This is a genomic window from Streptomyces koelreuteriae (genome assembly GCF_018604545.1).
GTDB classification, from domain to species: domain Bacteria; phylum Actinomycetota; class Actinomycetes; order Streptomycetales; family Streptomycetaceae; genus Streptomyces; species Streptomyces koelreuteriae.
This window is the reverse complement of record NZ_CP075896.1, coordinates 3,354,836-3,371,643: the sequence shown is the minus strand read 5'-3', so window position 1 is coordinate 3,371,643 and position 16,808 is coordinate 3,354,836. Positions and strand designations below refer to the sequence as shown.

At 68.9% G+C, this 16,808-nt stretch carries 13 protein-coding genes; 7 read left to right on the top strand and 6 right to left on the bottom strand.

Features of this window, described 5'->3' with window-relative positions:
* The first annotated feature begins 419 nt into the window (after nucleotides 1-419).
* Nucleotides 420-647: a hypothetical protein gene (locus tag KJK29_RS14900; protein ID WP_215119613.1), complete on the top strand. Its 228-nt coding sequence runs from the start codon at nucleotides 420-422 to the stop codon at nucleotides 645-647.
* Between the two features lie 65 nt (nucleotides 648-712).
* Here the strand turns inward: KJK29_RS14900 and KJK29_RS14895 are convergent, their stop codons facing one another.
* The gene (locus KJK29_RS14895; RefSeq protein WP_215119611.1) at nucleotides 713-1,066 is read right to left on the bottom strand and encodes a hypothetical protein; all 354 of its coding nucleotides are present in this window, start codon (nucleotides 1,064-1,066) and stop codon (nucleotides 713-715) included.
* A gap of 141 nt (nucleotides 1,067-1,207) precedes the next feature.
* On the opposite strand from KJK29_RS14895, the gene KJK29_RS14890 reads away from it, so the two are divergent.
* Nucleotides 1,208-5,824 (top strand): DUF6531 domain-containing protein, encoded by a 4,617-nt coding sequence (locus KJK29_RS14890; RefSeq protein ID WP_215119609.1) that lies wholly within the window; start codon nucleotides 1,208-1,210, stop codon nucleotides 5,822-5,824.
* Nucleotides 5,825-5,835: 11 nt separating this feature from the next.
* On the top strand, nucleotides 5,836-6,261 hold the full coding sequence (locus KJK29_RS14885; protein ID WP_215119606.1) for a hypothetical protein: 426 nt from the start codon (nucleotides 5,836-5,838) through the stop codon (nucleotides 6,259-6,261).
* Nucleotides 6,262-6,279: 18 nt separating this feature from the next.
* On the opposite strand, the gene KJK29_RS14880 is transcribed toward KJK29_RS14885, so the two are convergent.
* The 4 genes from KJK29_RS14880 to KJK29_RS14865 form a co-directional block, all read right to left on the bottom strand.
* The gene (locus KJK29_RS14880) at nucleotides 6,280-7,329 is read right to left on the bottom strand and encodes a hypothetical protein (protein ID WP_215119604.1); all 1,050 of its coding nucleotides are present in this window, start codon (nucleotides 7,327-7,329) and stop codon (nucleotides 6,280-6,282) included.
* Nucleotides 7,326-7,976 (bottom strand): hypothetical protein, encoded by a 651-nt coding sequence (locus tag KJK29_RS14875; protein ID WP_215119602.1) that lies wholly within the window; start codon nucleotides 7,974-7,976, stop codon nucleotides 7,326-7,328. Before KJK29_RS14875 ends, KJK29_RS14880 begins: the two co-directional genes overlap by 4 nt.
* 146 nt (nucleotides 7,977-8,122) lie before the next feature.
* Complete coding sequence (locus KJK29_RS14870; protein ID WP_215124287.1) at nucleotides 8,123-9,202, bottom strand: hypothetical protein; 1,080 nt, start codon at nucleotides 9,200-9,202, stop codon at nucleotides 8,123-8,125.
* Nucleotides 9,202-9,849, bottom strand: a complete 648-nt coding sequence (locus KJK29_RS14865) for a hypothetical protein (protein ID WP_215119601.1) — start codon at nucleotides 9,847-9,849, stop codon at nucleotides 9,202-9,204. Before KJK29_RS14865 ends, KJK29_RS14870 begins: the two co-directional genes overlap by 1 nt.
* 318 nt (nucleotides 9,850-10,167) lie before the next feature.
* Between KJK29_RS14865 and KJK29_RS14860 the strand changes: the two genes are divergently transcribed.
* From KJK29_RS14860 to KJK29_RS14845, 4 genes are all read left to right on the top strand, one after another.
* Complete coding sequence (locus tag KJK29_RS14860) at nucleotides 10,168-13,149, top strand: BTAD domain-containing putative transcriptional regulator (protein ID WP_215119599.1); 2,982 nt, start codon at nucleotides 10,168-10,170, stop codon at nucleotides 13,147-13,149.
* Nucleotides 13,146-13,883 (top strand): prepilin peptidase, encoded by a 738-nt coding sequence (locus KJK29_RS14855; RefSeq protein WP_215119598.1) that lies wholly within the window; start codon nucleotides 13,146-13,148, stop codon nucleotides 13,881-13,883. Before KJK29_RS14860 ends, KJK29_RS14855 begins: the two co-directional genes overlap by 4 nt.
* Before the next feature lie 105 nt (nucleotides 13,884-13,988).
* Nucleotides 13,989-15,188 carry a cyclic dehypoxanthinyl futalosine synthase gene (mqnC, locus tag KJK29_RS14850; RefSeq protein WP_215119597.1) on the top strand — a complete coding sequence of 400 codons (1,200 nt, stop codon included), beginning with the start codon at nucleotides 13,989-13,991 and terminating at the stop codon, nucleotides 15,186-15,188.
* Nucleotides 15,189-15,205: 17 nt separating this feature from the next.
* Complete coding sequence (locus KJK29_RS14845) at nucleotides 15,206-15,652, top strand: hypothetical protein (RefSeq protein ID WP_215119594.1); 447 nt, start codon at nucleotides 15,206-15,208, stop codon at nucleotides 15,650-15,652.
* A gap of 44 nt (nucleotides 15,653-15,696) precedes the next feature.
* On the opposite strand, the gene KJK29_RS14840 is transcribed toward KJK29_RS14845, so the two are convergent.
* Complete coding sequence (locus KJK29_RS14840; protein WP_215119593.1) at nucleotides 15,697-16,734, bottom strand: chitinase; 1,038 nt, start codon at nucleotides 16,732-16,734, stop codon at nucleotides 15,697-15,699.
* Nucleotides 16,735-16,808 lie beyond the last annotated feature (74 nt).

Below are 16,808 nucleotides of genomic sequence, written 5' to 3'. Positions count from 1 at the left end.
CTGTGCCATGTTACGGAAGGGGCAAGAGCGGGTGATGGCGAGGCCGGAGTATGACCCCCAGCCCGGCGTCCGGAGTGCGGTCGTTCCGGAAAATCCAGCAGACCTGCACAGAGTTCACCGAGGCGCCGTACGGAAAACTCGCGCACCCAGATGCCTCGTTGTGCCTGCGGCGCGACGGCCGTATGGCGGCACGGCAGACCTGTTGGTTGTGTGAAGGAGTTCGACCTTTTCGTGAGCGCGTTGGCACACTGATGAATTCGAGGAGCGAATGTCGTCGTGCACGGGCATCGGGTGACTGGTCGCTTCATCCCCTGCGTGCTTTGATCGATGGGCGCAGATCGCCGGTCATCAGTCCCGCTTGCGGGATTCAGGGTGAACTCCGCCATCGCGAATTGCTGTTACGAAGGGAAATGCGCGCCATGAACCTCGCTCCTCAGGTCGAAACGGCCGAAATCTCCGACCTCGACCTGGACGCCGTCGCCGGTGGCCAGGCCGGTGCCGCCGCGGGTGCCGGTGCCGCAGCCGGTCTCTACGTCGAGACCTCGGCCGCCGGCCTCAACGCCGGCCTCGGTGGGGGCGCGGGCCTCTCCGTCTCGCCCCAGGGCATCGCGGCGGACCTGCACCTCAACGCCGCGGTCGCTTCCTGACGCAGGCGCGCGAAAGGCCCCGGATCTCCGGATCCGGGGCCTTTTCATGTCTCTCGGGCAGCGGTCTACTTCCCCCCGCTGTCCCCCTTACCGCCTTTACCGCCCCGCTTGTCCTCGGTCTTCATCGCGTCGTTCGCCTTCTTGGCGAGCTCGTCGTCAAGCTTCTTGAACTCGCGCACCACGGCATCGGACATACTCGCCAACGCATCGAGCTGCTGCGTGATGTCCTCACGCCCGTCTTCCCAGTTGGACTCGAAATCCCCGAGCGCGTCATTGACACTGCCGTCGCCGATGTCGTCCTTGTAGGACTCGAAGAGCTTCTTGGTGTGATTCAGACGGGTCTTGAGGGAACGAAGCCGACGCCCATAGCCCTCCAGCTCCGTCAGCGGGAGCGCGAGGTCGCTCTTGCCCTTGCCCATTGACAGTCCCCCAATGTGTCCGACACCCAGATCCCGTCTGACCGTACCGTGAGCTGATCTTTCCGTCGAACGGTTGTGCCTTGTAAGTTCACGTGTGCATACGATTGTTGACGTTGATGTGCGCGTGACGGGGGTTGCGGTATGGCGGGGCACAGGCCGGCGGACTGGCATGTCCTGGACTTGGACAAGGACCCGACGCCGGGTGATCCGCAGAGGGTGCGCTCGCTTGCGAAGCAGTTGCACGACTTCGCCGACGATGTCTCCGACGCGCTGCGTCTGGTCAAGGGTATGGCGGGTGAGGGCACGCTCCTGGAGTGGGCGGGCAAGTCCGCGGACGTGTTCAAGGAGGACTTCGCGGATGTCCCGAAGAACCTCAAGAAGCTGAAGAAGTCCTATGAGATGTGCGGTGACGCGCTCTCTGACTTCTGGCCGAAGCTGGAGCGTGCCCAGTCCCTGGCGGACAAGGCGCTGGTCAAGGGCCGTGAGGCGCGCGACAACCTGTCCTCGGCCCAGTCGAAGCTGACCTCGGCCGACTCGTGGGTGACGCGGGCCGGTAAGGAGGCGGACAAGTACAAGGACGACCCCACCGGCAGCAAGTCGGACGCGGACAAGCCGGACGAGGCGAAGGTCCGCGCCGCCACCCGCGATGTGCAGCACGCCAAGTCGGCCCAGTCGAAGGCGCAGTCGGATGTCTCCGACGCGCAGGATGCTCTCGCGGCGGCGAAGAAGATGGCCGCGGACGCGCGCACAATGCGCGACGAGGCGGCCCGTGAGGCGAAGTCGAAGATCGACGAGGCCTCGGACGCGGGCATTCAGAACCGCTCGTGGTGGGAGGAGGTCGGCGACTGGTTCACCGACAACTGGGACACCATCGTCGCGGTGTGCAAGGTCGTTGTCGCGGTCGTCGGGATCGTGGCGATGATCATCGGCGGGCCGATCCTGGGCGCGATCGTGCTGATCGCGGGGCTCGTGGTGCTCGCCGACTCGCTCTACAAATACTCCAAGGGGCAGGCGTCCCTATGGGACGTGGGGCTCGCGGCCCTGGACTGCATACCGGGGATGACGGGTCTCACCACTCTGGGCGGCCTGGCCAAGGGCCTCAAGGGCGGAATGGCCGCGATGAAGGGTCTAAGAGGTGGGCTGAAGGGGATGGGGCTCGCCGTGCGTGGCCTGGGCAAGAACGCCCGGGGCATGATCGCGGACGGAGCGAAGGGTGCCTACGACCGGCTCAAGAACGTCGTACGTTCCAAGGGGAGCGACCCCGTCGACATGGCCACGGGCACGATGTTCCTGCCACAGGCCGATGTGGAGCTGCCGGGTCTGCTGCCGTTGGCGTTCACCCGTCGTGTCGCTTCTGACTACCGCTGCGGCTGGTGGTTCGGCCCCACCTGGTCCTCCACGATCGACCAGCGCCTCGAGGTCGATGAAGAGGGCGTTGTCTTCGTCACCGAGGACGGCCTGCTGCTCGCCTACCCCCACCCCGCCGCACCACAGGCAGCGGTGCTGCCGGAGTCAGGGCCTCGTCGGCCCCTCATCCGCCTCGACGACGGCAGTTATCGCGTCACCGACCCGCTGACCGGTCAGGCGCGGCACTTCTCCCGCCCGACCACCGACGGCATCGCGCTTCTGGCCTCCATCACCGACCGCAACCAGCACACGATCACCTTCGACTACGACGATCAGGGTGCTCCTGTCGCCCTCCGCCACTCCGGTGGGTACCACCTCAAGCTCGAGACCGACGAAGGCCGCGTCACGGCCCTCAGCCTGGCAGGCGCGGCCGAGGACGGCACGGACGTCGTCATCAAGCGCTACCGCTACACCGACGGCAATCTCACGGAGTCCGTCAACTCCTCCGGACTGTCGCTGAGGTTCACCTACGACGAACGCCTGCGCGTCACCTCCTGGACGGACTCCAACAACCGCAGTTACGACTACGCCTACGACGATCAGGACCGGTGCACGGCCGAAGGCGGTGAGGCCGGCCACCTCACCATCACCCTCGAATACGACGGCGAGGACTCCGCTTGGCCCGACTGTCGCATCACCACCCTCACGACTGCCGAAGGCGCCCGCACCCGGTTCGTCACCAACGACCGGTGCCAGGTGGTCGCCGAGATCGACGCTCTCGGAGCGGTCACGCGAACGACGTACGACACGTACCACCGTTTGCAGTCCTGGACCGACGCCCTCGACCGGACCACACGGATCGAGAACAACGAGAACGATCAGCCACTCAGCATCGTCCGTCCTGACGGCTGCGAGAGCCGGGCGGACTACAACGAGCTCGGGTTGCCGGTCACCATCACAGGTTTCGACGGGCTGACCCATCACCTGACGTACGACGACTGCGGCAATCGGAAATCCATCACGGACCCCGCGGGAAGCACTACCCGCTTCACCCATGACGCCGGGGGCCGCCGGACCTCGGTCATCGATGCGTTGGGCCACGTGACACGGGTCCAGTGCGATCCAGCCGGGCTGCCGCTGTCGACGACCGATCCGTCGGGCAGAAGAACGGAGTGCGTGAGGGACGCCTTCGGCAGACCGACCAGCGTCACCGATGCCACCGGAGCCGTGATCCGTCTGGAGTGGACGGTGGAGGGGCACCTCGCCCGGCGTATCGCCTCGGACGGCTCCACAGAGAGCTGGGAGTACGACGGAGAGGGCAACCGCGTCACCCATGTCGACGCGATGAGCCTCGTCTCCCACTACGAGTACACGCATTTCGACCGGCTGTCCGCCCGCACCGGGCCCGACGGCGTCCGCTACGAATTCGACTACGACGCCGGGCTACGTCTGGCCGAGGTCACCGACCCTCAGGGCTCGACGTGGACCTACACCTACGATGCCGTCGGCCGCCTGACAGCGGAGAAGGACTTCGACGGCCGTACCCTCACCTACACACACGACGCCGCCGGACGTCTGTGCACCCGTACCAACTCTCTGGGCGAGACGACGAGTTACGAGCGCGACGTGCTCGGACGCGTGACACGCAAGGAAGCGGCCGGTCGGGTCACGACGTTCGCCTACGACTCCGTCGGTGAACTCGTCGAAGCGGCGGGCCCCGACGCCACCGTGGTCCTGCACCGGGACCGCCTGGGCCGGCTCGTCTCCGAGACCGTGAACGGGCGCACGGTCGCCTGGACACACGACGAACTGGGACGTCGTACCAGCCGCACGACCCCGGCGGGCACGACGAGCACGTGGACCTATGACGAGACCGGCCGCGCCTCCCGGCTGGTCTGCGCCGACCGCGGCATCGACTTCGCCTACGACGCCGTCGGCCGTGAGACCACCCGGCACATCGCAGACACCGTCACCTTGGCGCACACGTTCGACGAGCTGGGGCGCCTCACCGCCCAGTCCGTGACGGGAATCGACGGCAGATCGGTTCAGCACCGCTCCTATCTCTACCGGGCGGACGGCAATCTGGTAGGAATCGACGATCAGCTCGCGGGGCGGCAGCGATTCGATCTGGACGCGGTCGGCCGGGTCACCGCGGTGCACGCGCGGAACTGGTCGGAGACGTACGCGTATGACCAGGCGGGCAACCAGACCCATGCCGCCTGGCCCGACAGCCACCCCAGCCACGAGGCGACCGGCCCCCGCTCCTACGACGGAACGAGGATCACGCACGCCGGCCGGGTGCGGTACGAACACGACGGGCTGGGCCGTGTCGTCGTGCGCCAGAAGACCCGCCTCTCCCGCAAGCCCGACACATGGCACTACGCCTGGGACGCGGAGGATCGCCTGACGTCGGTCCGGACCCCCGACGGCACGACGTGGCGCTACATCTACGACCCGCTCGGGCGCCGAACCGCCAAGCTGCGTATGGCGGCGGACGGTGAAACGGTGGCCGAGCGCACCGACTTCGCCTGGGACGGCTCCACCCTCTGCGAACAGACCACCGCCGGCGAGGGGCTGCCCCACCAGGTCACGCTCACCTGGGACCATCAAGGACGCCGCCCCGTGTGCCAGACGGAGCGGATCACCGCGCCGGAGGGCACGGGAAGCCCCCAGGACGACATCGACCTGCGCTTCTTCGCCATCGTCACGGATCTCATCGGAACACCGCGCGAACTCGTCGACGAGGCGGGCGAGGTGGCGTGGCGGACGCGCAGCACGGTCTGGGGAAGCACGGCTTGGGCGGCCGACAGCACCGCGTACACGCCGCTTCGCTTCCCGGGCCAGTACTTCGACCCCGAGACCGGGCTGCACTACAACTACTTCCGGCACTACGACCCCGAGAGCGCGCGATACGTCTCGCCCGATCCGCTGGGCCTGCAGCCGGCGCCGAACCCGGTCACCTACGTCACCAGTCCGCTCACTCGGTCCGACAGCCTGGGCCTGGCCCCCGACTACCATGAGTTCTTCACGGTTCAGGATGCCGAGAACGCCACACGCCTCCGAGGAGACGGGACGCCCTGGCCTACGGCCGAGAACCGTGGACACTACGGAGAAGGCGTGTATTCGTGGGAGTCGCGTGCCGATGCCGAACGCTACGCCGAGAGACTGCGCGGTCGCGGAGCCGAGGTCGAGGTCATGCCGTTCAGGGTCAGTGCGGGGGACTTCGCGAACATGAAGAAGATCGACCTCCACGAGATCGGTGAGGACGCCGCGACCGAATTCGCGGACAAGCACAGCCGACTCTGGGGTGAGGGACTTCCGCATGACTATGACTATGTACGGGCCCCTACAGGAATGGGGCAGTCAGAGAACATCTTCAGCAAGTCGGTATTCCACCTCTTGAAATTCTAGGAACGGGCACTGTGAGCAGCACCTACAAATACCGGTTCCGCAGCCCGCTGGGCGGGCTCGCCGCCGACCTGACGGCGGAGTGCGGCGCGCCCGCCGACGGTGACGTCCATCTGCAAATCGACCGGAGCGTGCGCTTGGCGCTACCCCCGGGAGTCAACTGGCGGGACGCGGCCTGGCTTTCCTTCGGCCTCGCGGTGCACGCAACCGATCTGGCGTCGCGGCACCCGGAAGGACTCTGCGTCAGAGTTACGTCGTTCGACTTTCCCCTGGCTCATTTCCGCTCGGAAGTCGCGGCATTGGCCATGGACGGCTGGCTCCGGCAGGAATTCGGCCTTCCGGACCGTGGGCTCGGCGTTGCCTTCGACGCGGCAGGGGGCACCTACAGATTCCACTGGGGAACGCATGAGGAACCGTTCTCGGACGACCTCGTGAACTAGTGGTTCTGCCTGGTCCCGTCAGCGGTTGATCGACTGGATCTCCTGGACGTTCATGTCCTGGGTGGTCTCGAAGGTGCCGTCGGGGAGGTCGCCTCGGGAGCCGTCGGAGCCTTCCCAGCTGATCTGCCAGGTGATGCTGGCGGAGAGTTGGTAGGGGGTTCCGTTGGTGGCGTGGAGGTAGCGGATGCCGCAGGGTGGGGTCTTGTCGGCGTTGCCCTTGGTGTACGGGGTGCCGATGGAGCCGTCGTCGTTGATCCGGCAGTCGCCTGAGGCCGGGTAGACCTCGGCGTCGTCCGTGCCCGGCTCCAGGTGCAGGGCGACGGGCTTGGCGGTCGTCTCCGCCCAGAGGCCCGTTCCGGGGAGCTCGGCGCGGACCTTGACGTCCTGGAAGGTGCCCTTGTCCAGCCACGCCCAGGTGGGGAGGTTCACCGTCGACTTGGCGGCCGGCTTCAGCTCCACCTCGGTCTCGGGGACCTTGACCTTGTCGTAGGCGTAGTCGGCGAGTGTCTCGGGCGTGGGGGCGTTCGGCACGTCGGGGATCTCGCCGGCGTCCTGCCAGAACATGAGGCGGCTGCACAGCGACGTGTCATCGATCCCGGTCACGTCCGGAGCCACTCCGCGCCAGAAGTAGCCGTCCTTGCCCAGGTTGTAGTTCTTGTACCCCTTCACGGTGCCCGGCTTCGTGAAGATGGTGACGGCGTCCTTCTCGTCCCTGAAGTGGTCGGTCCAGAGTTCCGAGCCGTACCAGCCGTCGCGCAGACCGGCGTCACCGCTGCCGTCGTTCTCCGAGAAGTTCTTCAGCTGCTCGGGGGTGAAGACGGGCTCGTACCAGCACGGCGGTGGCTTCCAGTTGGTGTCCGTCGATGCGACGGTGCCCTGCTTGCCGCCGGTGGGGCCGCTGGTCTGCGTGACCTTGATCCGGGACTGCGAGGCGGAAGCGGATATCTCGTTGTTCTTGGCTCCGCCGCCGTAACTGCCCTCGCCGCCGAGGGCGACCGCAGGCACGGGTGCGAGGAGAGCGACGGTGAGCGAGAGGACCGTGAAGGGCCGGGCGTGTGAGGACCTCACTGTGCGCAGCCACCCCGCTCCGAGTGGGCGGACACCGCCTGCCACACACCTTGGGCGTTCTTGCCCATGGAGATCACGTAGAGGACCTCGGGGTCAGTGCCCGCCGGGTTCCCCTTGACCTCGCCGGTCTTGCGGTTCTTCGTGGAGGCCTTGCTCTCGTCGGTGCAGTAGGAGAGGGACGCCGCCGCCTTGTCCTTGGCGAGGGTGACCTTGGGGTCGAACACGGGCAACTTGCCGATGACGGTGAGGTTCTTGTCCGTGTAGGTCCTGATCCACTGCTGGCTCTGCAGGAAGCCGTTCTTTGTGTCGTAGAAGGCGCGGTTCTTGCTGGCGGGATCGTTCTCGATGATCGCCTCGTACCCCGCCCGGAGCTGTTCCTTGCCGTCGTCGAGCACCGCCTGCTCCACGGGGTCGCTGCTCGTCCAGTTCGCGAACGTCAGCTGGAAGCTGCTGGGGAGCTTGATATCCGGGCGCTTGACGCCGGGTGCCGCGGAGGACGCGGAGGCCGAAGGGCTGCTGCTCGAGCCGTTGCCCGCCCCCTTGATGTCGTCCGACGACGAGTCGTCGCCCCCTCCACAGGCGGTCAGAAGCAGCGCCGCCGCCGTGGTGAACGCTGCGGCAGCGGTGGTCAGTGCGCGGCGGGCCACTGTTGATCTCCCCCGTGGTTTCGGTGTACGCGACAGGGAACGAAGCTACCAGGGGAGGGGAATCGGCCCTTGAGAGGCAGGGGTGGATTGTGTGGGGAAGGTGAGGAGTGTGACGTGGCGGTTGCGAACGCCCTGGAGTCCGGTGGTCAGCGGTTGACCGACTGGATCTCCTGGACGTTCATGTCCTGAGTCGTCTCGAACGTGCCGTCGGGCAGGTCGCCGCCGGTGCCGCCCGAGCCTTCCCAGGTGATCTGCCAGGTGACGCTGGCGGAGAGTTGGTACGGCGTGCCGTTCGTGGCGTGGAGGTAGCGGATGCCGCACGGCGGGGTCTTCTCGGCGTTGCCCTTGGTGTACGGGGTGCCGATGCTGCCGTCGTCGTTGATCGCGCAGTCGCCGGAGGCGGGGAAGGTCTCGGCGTCCTCCGTGCCCGGCTCCAGGTGAAGGGCGACCGGCTTGGCGGTCGTCTCCGCCCACAGGCCCGTGTTCGGGAGCTCGGCGCGGACCTTGACGTCCTTGAAGGTGCCCTTGTCCAGCCACACCCATGTGGGCAGGTTGACCACGGACTTGCCCTCCGGCTTCAGGTCGACCTTCGTCTCCGGGACCTTGACCTTGTCGTAGGAGTACTCGGCAAGTGTTCGCGGGGTGGGCGCGTTCGGGTCGTCCGGGACCTCGTCGGCGTCGACCCAGAACATGATGCGGCCGCAGTCCCAGGAGTCGGAGGCGTCGGGGTCGGGGGCGACACCGCGCCAGAAGTAGCCGTCCTTGCCGAGGTTGTAGTTCTTGTACCCCTCGGAGACGCTGTTCTTGGGCGAGTGCAGATCAAAATTCTCCGCGGGCTTGCCGTCCCTGTAGTGGTCGGTCCACAGCCCCTTGCCCCACCAGGAATGGTGGATTCCGACATCGCCGCCGCTGTCCGTGTCCACGAACTTCTTCAGCTGCTCGGAGGTCATGGCCGGTTCGTACCAGCAGGCGGGTGGCTTCCAATTGGGGTCGACGGTGCCGAGGTTCCCCTTCTTGCCGCCGCCGTCTCCGCCCTCGGGGTAGGAGACTTGGATGTCGGAGACGGAGGCCGAGAGGGTTCCGTCGCTACCGGCGCCTCCCGCGGTGTCGCCGCCGGAGGGCTTCTTGTCGTTTCCCACGCCGACCGCATGAGCCGGAGCGGTGGAGAGGGCGACCGTCAGAGCCGTCCCGACCATCGCGGTCACGGCTCCCTTGCACCGCGTCATCAGGAGCAACCGCCCCTCGTCGAGTTCGTGGACACGGTCTGCCACACGCCCTGCTCGCTCTTCTGCATCGTGACGACGTAGGCCACTTGGGGGTCGGTCCCCTGAGGATTCCCGACCGTCTCGCCCGTCTTTCGGTGCTTCGTCTGTGCCTTGCTCTCGTCCGTGCAGTACCTGAGCTGCGCCTTGGTCTTCTTCGCGAAGAGCGTGGCCTGAGGGTCGAAGACAGGGAGCTCGCCGATCACGGTGACGTTCTTGTCCGTGTAGGACTTGAGCCACTCACGGTCCTGGGAAAGGCCGGCTTCCGTGTCGTAGAAGGCAAGGGCGTTACCGCCGTCGGGCTTGTTCTCGATGATCGCCGCGTAACCGGCTCGGAGCTGTTCCTTGCCGTCGTTGAGTACGGCCTGCTCGTCGGGGTCGCTGCTCGTCCAGTTCTTGAAGGTCAACCGGAAGCTGCTCGGGAGGGTGACCTCGGGGCGCTTGACTCCCGAGGGCGTCGATGCCGAGGCGGAATTTGACGGGCTTGCCGCCGTGTCCGCTCCTTCGATGTCACCCGACGGCTTGTCGTCACCGTCACCGCATGCGGTGAGCAGAAGTGCCGCCGTGGTAGCGAACACGGCAGCGGTGGTGGTCAGAGCGCGGCGGGCCACGGATTCTCCCCCGAGGTTGGCGTGTGCGACAGGGAACGAAGCTATCAGGGGCTGTGTGTGGCCCCTTGAGTGGCCGTGGTGGATTGTGTGGAGTGCGTGAGGGGTGTGCGTGGCAATTGCGAAGGGGGTCGTTCCGGTGGTCCGGCCGCCCGCGCGACTCCAACCCACTACAGGGGCAAATCGGACGTCGGCAAGGTTCCTTCCCTGCGTCCTTCGACGACCCCAAAAAGAGTCCATAAGATCTCTGTAGGCTCAGCACACCCCTTACTTCACAGCTCTGCCTCACGGCACTCCACACACGACCCCAGGACACCCGCCATGCCGCGACGCCGCACCTCAAGCTCGTCAAGCTCGACGGGAAGTACGACGGGAGCGACGGCCCCGAGGAATCGGACGCCGCAGCCGGTGAGGATCCGGCGGCGGTCGTTCGGGGACTTCGTCAAGGCGTTCTTCGCCTTCGTCGCGCTGGCCGTTCTGCTCGTCGGCGTGCCGGGCGCGCTGGCCACGCAGATCGGGTGGCCGTTGCCGAACGGGGTGCCGAGCCTCGACTGGCTGCAGCAAGAGATCACCGTTCAGACGTTCCTGAACATCCTGACCGTCGTGGTGTGGCTGGCGTGGGCGCAGTTCACCGCCTGCGTGCTCGTCGAGATGAAGGCCGCGCTGTCCGGGGTCGGTGTGCCGGGACGCGTGCCGGGCGCCGGGCCCAGTCAGTTGCTCGCGCGGCAACTCGTCGCCGCGCTCCTGCTCGTCGGCGCCACGGCCGCCAGCTTCGCGCCCGGGCTGTCGCAGCTCGGGCAGACGTACGACGCCAACCAGAAGCCCACCGTGGCAGCGGCCCAGCAGACCCCGGGCGGTCTCTTCGCCCAGCAGCAGGAGCAGGCCGCCGACACCGCCTCCGCCCTCGCCGAACAGGCCTCGCACGCCGCCTCGCACGCGGAGGCCGGCGGCAGCACCGCCAAGCAGGGCGACACGAAGTACTACCGGATCCAGCCGCCCGAGGGGCGTCACCACGACTCCCTGTGGGAGATAGCCGACCGGCACCTCGGTGACGGGCGTCGCTACAAGGAGATCTTCGACCTCAACAAGGACCGTGTGCAGCCGGACGGTTCCAAGCTCTCCGAGGCCAGTCTCATCCGGCCCGGCTGGATCATGGAGATGCCGGGCGACGCGCGCGGCGGCGACCTCGTGGAGATGCCCGACGAGGCGCCCAACGTGTCGCCCGATGTGCAGCAGCAGATCAGCGACTACGCCCAGAGCGGCGATCACGCCCAGGGCGGAGGCGGTTCCGGCGCCGAGGGCGGTGGGCACGAGCACGCCGGTGGTGGCGCCTCCCAGGTGTCCCTGCCCGAGCAGCGGCCCGCCCCGGACACCGGGCACCAGCAGGCCACCAGTGTCGACGCCGAGTCCGACAGCTCCTTCGGTCTTCCTGAAGCGCTTCTCACCGCCCCTCTCCTCGCCGCCGGTCTTCTCGGCGCCCTGGGACGGCGGCGCCGGCAGGCGCTGTGGCAGTCGGCGTTCGGGGCCATCGGCGGTCGGCGCGGCATGGAGCCGCCCACGCCGACCGGGGACGCCCAGGACGTCCAGGACGCACTGCTCGTCGGCGCCGACCCCGAGGGCGTACGACTGCTCGACCGGAGTCTGCGGGGGCTCGCCGCCTCCCTCGCCGAGGAGTCGCGCGCGCTGCCGGTCGTCTACGCGGCCTGGCTGAGCAACGGCGACCTGCACCTCCAGCTCGCCCAGCCCGCCGGGAAGCCGCCCGCCCCCTGGCAGCAGGGGCAGGACCAGACCTTCTGGATGCTGGCCAGGACCGACGGCGAGCGCTACGAGGACGTCGACACCGCCGCTCCCTACCCGGGGCTCGTCAGCCTCGGCACCATGGACGACTCGCGGCTGCTGCTCAACCTGGAGGCGGTGCCCGGCATCGTCTCGCTGAGCGGCCGGGAGGCCGACAGGGCCGCCGTCTTCGCGTCCGTCGCCGCCGAGTTGGCGACCAACGGCTGGTCCGACCGCATGACCATCACGCTCGTCGGCTTCGGCGAGGACCTGACGCCGCTCGCCCCGAACCGGATCCGGCACCTCGAGGACATCGAGGCGCTCGTCGAGACCATGGAGGCCGAGACGCGGCAGCGCCGGGGCGCGCTCGGCGCCGCCGGGCACGACTCCGTGCTCACCGGCCGCACCGGTCCCGCCCAGCACACCCGCTGGGCCCCGCACCTGGTCCTCCTCGCCGCCCATCCGTCCGCCGAGGACGCCGTCAAGCTCGCCGAACTCGCCTCCGACGCCGGACGCCTCGGCATCGGCTACCTCGTCGGCACCGAGACCGGCGATCTGCCGGGCGCCGCCTGGGAGATGGAGATCACCGGCCAGGGCAAGCTCCTCGCACCGCTCCTCGGGCTCGAACTCGACGCCCAGTTGCTGCCCGCCGCCCAACAGCGCGCCGTGGTCGAGCTGTTCACCGACGCCGACCCCGAGCGTGAGACGAACGGACCCGTGACCACCCCGCCGTTCCTCGTCGACATCAGCGAGCACGGGCGGCCGGCGGTCTACGCCCGTCTCGTCGGGCCGTACGAGATCATCGGCCTGGACACCCCGGACGGGGAGCGCAGCCCGCTGCTGCACGAGGCGCTCGCCCTGCTGCTCCTGCACCGCGAGGGCGTGCACCCGCGCGTGCTGGCCTCGGCGCTGTGGCCGCGCGGCGTCACCGACGACGTACGGGACGCGCTCCTGGACCGGCTGCGGGTGTGGCTCGGCGCCGACCCGGACGGTACGCCCCGCCTCGGCCGGGACGGGACCGGGCGGCTCACGCTCGCCACGTCCGTCGTCTCCGACCTGGACGTGCTGCGCTCGCTCTATCACGAGGCCACGCAGGGCAAGGGCGTCGACAGCCGGGCCGTGCGCGGGCGGCTGCTCACCGACGCGCTCGTCCTGGTGCGCGGGCCGCTGCTCGCCGACCGGCCCGAGGGCCGCTACCGGTGGCTCACCCACGAGATCGTCGACGCCCAGCTGCCGCTGCTGGTCGCGGACACCGGGCTCGCGCTGTGCGAGTTCCACATGGAGAGGGACCGCGCGGAGAAGGCCATCGAGGCCCTCAACGCGGCCCTGCGCACCGCCCCGGCCGACGAGCGCCTGTGGCACGAGCTGCTGCGCGCCACCCACGCCACCGGCGACACGTCCCAGCTCACCGCACTCGCCACCGACCTCATCGGCCGCAGCGGGGCCCGCGGGCTGCCGCCGCGCACCGAGGCACTGCTCGACGAGCTGCTGCCGACGTGGCGCGACGCGATCGCCGCGGTGGGATGAACACCGGGCTGCTGATCGTCGCCGCCGCGCTCTGGGGTGCGGCGGCGGGAGCGTTCCTGCCCCGCGCGGCCTATCGCTTCTCGGCCCCGGCGGGGGAGCCGTGGCGCGACAGCTGCCCCGGCGGGCATGCCCTCAAGGGCTGGCTGGGGCGGGCTACCTGCCCGGAATGTCCGGAGGGTGAGGGCGCCGGATACGGGCCCCGTACGACCCCCCTGGTCATGGCCACCGCCCTCGTCTGCGCCGCCCTCGCCGCCGCCACCGGCACCCGCCCCGAGCTCGGCGTCTGGCTGCTGCTCGCCCCCGTCGGGGTCCTGCTGACGGCCGTCGACTTCCGGGTGCGGCGGCTGCCCGACCCGCTCACGCTCCCGTTCGCCGGGGCCGCGCTCGCCCTGCTCGGCCTCACCGCGCTCGTGCCCGAGCACGCGGGGGAGTGGACGACCGCCCTGCTCGGCTCGCTCGCGCTGGGCGGCGGCTACTTCGTGCTGTTCCTCATCAACCCCGCCGGCATGGGCTTCGGCGACGTCAAGCTCGCCCTGGGCACGGGGGCGGTGCTCGGCTGGTACGGCTGGCCGACCGTGATGCTCGGCACCTTCGCCGGTTTCCTGCTGGGCGCCCTGTACGGCGGCGCCCTGGTCGTCGCGCGGCGGGCCTCGCGCAAGACGGCGATCGCGTTCGGGCCGTTCCTGATCACGGGCGCCCTGCTGGGACTGCTCGTGGGCGCCTACACGGCCTGACGTCCGGCCCGAGCGACCCCTGCACGACGGCCTGACGTCCAGTCCGCACACCCGCTGGCGTACGCTGGCCTGGTCCGTCCACAACCCTTACGAAAGGGACGCCCGGTGACCGAGAAGGCCGACCTTCAGCCCATCCTCGACCGCGCAGCCGCCGGTGGGCGGATCACCCCGGACGAGGCGCTCGCGCTGTACCGCGACGCCCCGCTGCACGCGCTGGGCGCCGCCGCCGACGCCGTACGCCGCCGCCGGTACGCGGGGACCGAGCACATCGCGACGTACATCATCGAGCGCAACATCAACTACACGAACGTGTGCGTCACGGCGTGCAAGTTCTGCGCGTTCTACGCCCCGCCGAAGGCCAAGGACAAGGGCTGGACGCGCGACCTCGACGACATCCTGCGCCGCTGCGCCGAGACCGTCGAACTGGGCGGCACCCAGATCATGTTCCAGGGCGGCCACCACCCGGACTACGGCGTCGAGTACTACGAGAAGCACTTCGCCGCCATCAAGCAGGCCTTCCCGCAGCTGGTCATCCACAGCCTGGGGGCGTCCGAGGTCGAGCACATGGCCCGGATCTCCAAGGTGTCGGTCGAGGAAGCCATCCAGCGCATCCACACCGCCGGGCTCGACTCCTTCGCCGGTGCCGGTGCCGAGCTGCTGCCCGAGCGGCCGCGCAAGGCCATCGCCCCGCTGAAGGAGTCCGGCGAGCGCTGGCTGGAGATCATGGAGATCGCGCACGGACTGGGCGTGGAGTCGACGTCCACCATGCTGATGGGCACCGGCGAGACCAACGCCGAGCGCATCGAGCACCTGCGGATGATCCGGGACGTACAGGACCGCACGGGCGGCTTCCGCGCCTTCATCCCGTACACCTACCAGCCCGAGAACAACCACCTGAAGGGCCGTACGCAGGCCACGATCTTCGAGTACCTGCGGATGATCGCGATCGCGCGGCTGTTCATGGACAACATCGCCCACATCCAGGGCTCCTGGCTGACCACGGGCAAGGAGGTCGGCCAGCTCTCCCTGCACTACGGCGCCGACGACCTCGGCTCGATCATGCTGGAGGAGAACGTGGTGTCCTCGGCGGGCGCCAAGCACCGCTCCAACCGGCTGGAGATCATCGACCTGATCCGCAAGGCCGGGCGGGTGCCCGCCCAGCGGGCGACCACGTACGAGCACCTCGTCGTGCACGACGACCCGGCGAACGACCCCGCCGACGACCGCGTGGTCTCGCACTTCTCGTCCACGGCCATCGAGGGCGGCACGGCTCACCCCGAGCTCAAGCTGCTTGCCCCCAACTAGGCCGCTGCGGGGAAGAGTTGGAGACGATCCACACGGCGGAAGCAGTCCGTGTCACCTGGGACTCCGATGCCGTGAAGAACGGCGCCGTGGTCGTCGGGCGGGACCGGATCGGTGCCGTCGGGAAGCTCGACGACGTGCGCGAGGCGTTCCCGAAGGCCCGGGTGCGCAGCTGGCCCGGGACCCTCGGCCCCGCCCGCGTCCACGAGGGCCCGCTCCCGGACGCCCCGAGCCCGCGCGAACGCGTCCACGCGGTGCTGAAGCTCGGCGCGGTGGCGGTCCTTGAGGAGTACGTCGACTCGGCGGAACTGCGGGCCGCCGCCGAGCGCAACGACGTCGTCGTCCTGCCCGCCACGCGCCGGCCCGCCCTCGTGCCGACCGGCCGGGCCGACCTCGCCGTGTTCGACGAGGCCGGGGAGTGCGTCGCGACGGTGTGTGCGGGGCGGCTGGTGCATCGGCGGCGCTGACCGGCTCCTTTCGAAGGGGCCTTCTGAAGTGCCTCGTTGAACCGTCAGCCCGAGAACGCCTCCGCGAACGCCCCCGAACTCTGCTTCACACCACTGCAGTCGGTCGCCGCCTTGTCGGTCTTCGCCCCGTCCGCGCAACCGCGGTCCCGGGCCGCCGACCACATCGACACCCACCCGATGCCCTTGTCCTCGGCGAAGGCACGGACCTCGGTGGCGTCGGCGAGCGTGAAGGTCTCGCCGTCCACGTCGTTGACGCCGATCATCGAGGTGAGGGCCATGCCCCGCCAGGCGGCCGCGTCCGATGTGCCGAAGACCTTCTTCAACTGGGTGTGCGAGGCCTTGGCGGCCGCGAGGGCGTAACCGCCCATGTCGCCGTCGAACGACGATCCGTAGTTCATCGTCATCAGATTGACCGTGGCGACCTGTACGCCGTTGTCGTTGGCGGACGCGAGGAGCGCCAGGCTGTCCTTGCCCAGTCCGGAGGGCATCACGGGCAGCGTGAAGGAGACCTCCAGATCCGTACGCTCCTTCTGCAGCAGCGCGATCGCCTTCGAACGCACGTCGATGGAGGCGGAGTCGGCCAGTTCGTCGCCCTCGATGTCGAAGTCGGCCCGGGTGGCACCGGCCGCGTCGAGAGCCTTGCCGTACGCCGCCGCCAGCTCCGACGCGCTGTCGCAGGCCGCCGCGAGTTCCTTGCCGGAGGCGCCGCCGAAGGAGACCCGGACTTCGGCGCCGTCCTCCTTGAGCTTCGCGATACGGGACTTCACCGCCGCGTCGCCGAGGGCGTCCGTGCCGTTCCAGCGCGGGGTGCAGCCGCTGCCACCGGCCAGGACGAAGGCCAGGTTGTACGTCGTGGGGGAGCCCGCGGAGTCGGTGGCGGAGGCGTCCTTGGCGTCTACGTACGGGGCGTACGAGGTCGTACTCGAGGTTCCGGACTCGGACTCGGCCGGTGACGAGGCGCTGGGCGCGGCCGACGCCGGGGGTGCCGGACGGGCCGCCTCGCCCTGCTCGGAGCAGGCCGTGGTGGCCAGGGCGAGCAGACAGCCCAGTCCGACCGCCGCCCGCTTCCGGTGACTCCTCATAGCGCACGCTCCCGTTCTCGTGAGGTCATAAAGGTCCAAACCCCTAGTACGTTTCCCGGCAGCAAACGTCTCAC

Coding starts and splice junctions, on each gene's coding strand:
- KJK29_RS14900 (WP_215119613.1), top strand. CDS start 420: ATGAACCTCGCTCCTCAGGTCGAAACGGCCGAAATCTCCGACCTCGAC.
- KJK29_RS14895 (WP_215119611.1), bottom strand. CDS start 1,066: ATGGGCAAGGGCAAGAGCGACCTCGCGCTCCCGCTGACGGAGCTGGAG.
- KJK29_RS14890 (WP_215119609.1), top strand. CDS start 1,208: ATGGCGGGGCACAGGCCGGCGGACTGGCATGTCCTGGACTTGGACAAG.
- KJK29_RS14870 (WP_215124287.1), bottom strand. CDS start 9,202: ATGACGCGGTGCAAGGGAGCCGTGACCGCGATGGTCGGGACGGCTCTG.
- KJK29_RS14860 (WP_215119599.1), top strand. CDS start 10,168: ATGCCGCGACGCCGCACCTCAAGCTCGTCAAGCTCGACGGGAAGTACG.
- KJK29_RS14855 (WP_215119598.1), top strand. CDS start 13,146: ATGAACACCGGGCTGCTGATCGTCGCCGCCGCGCTCTGGGGTGCGGCG.
- KJK29_RS14840 (WP_215119593.1), bottom strand. CDS start 16,734: ATGAGGAGTCACCGGAAGCGGGCGGCGGTCGGACTGGGCTGTCTGCTC.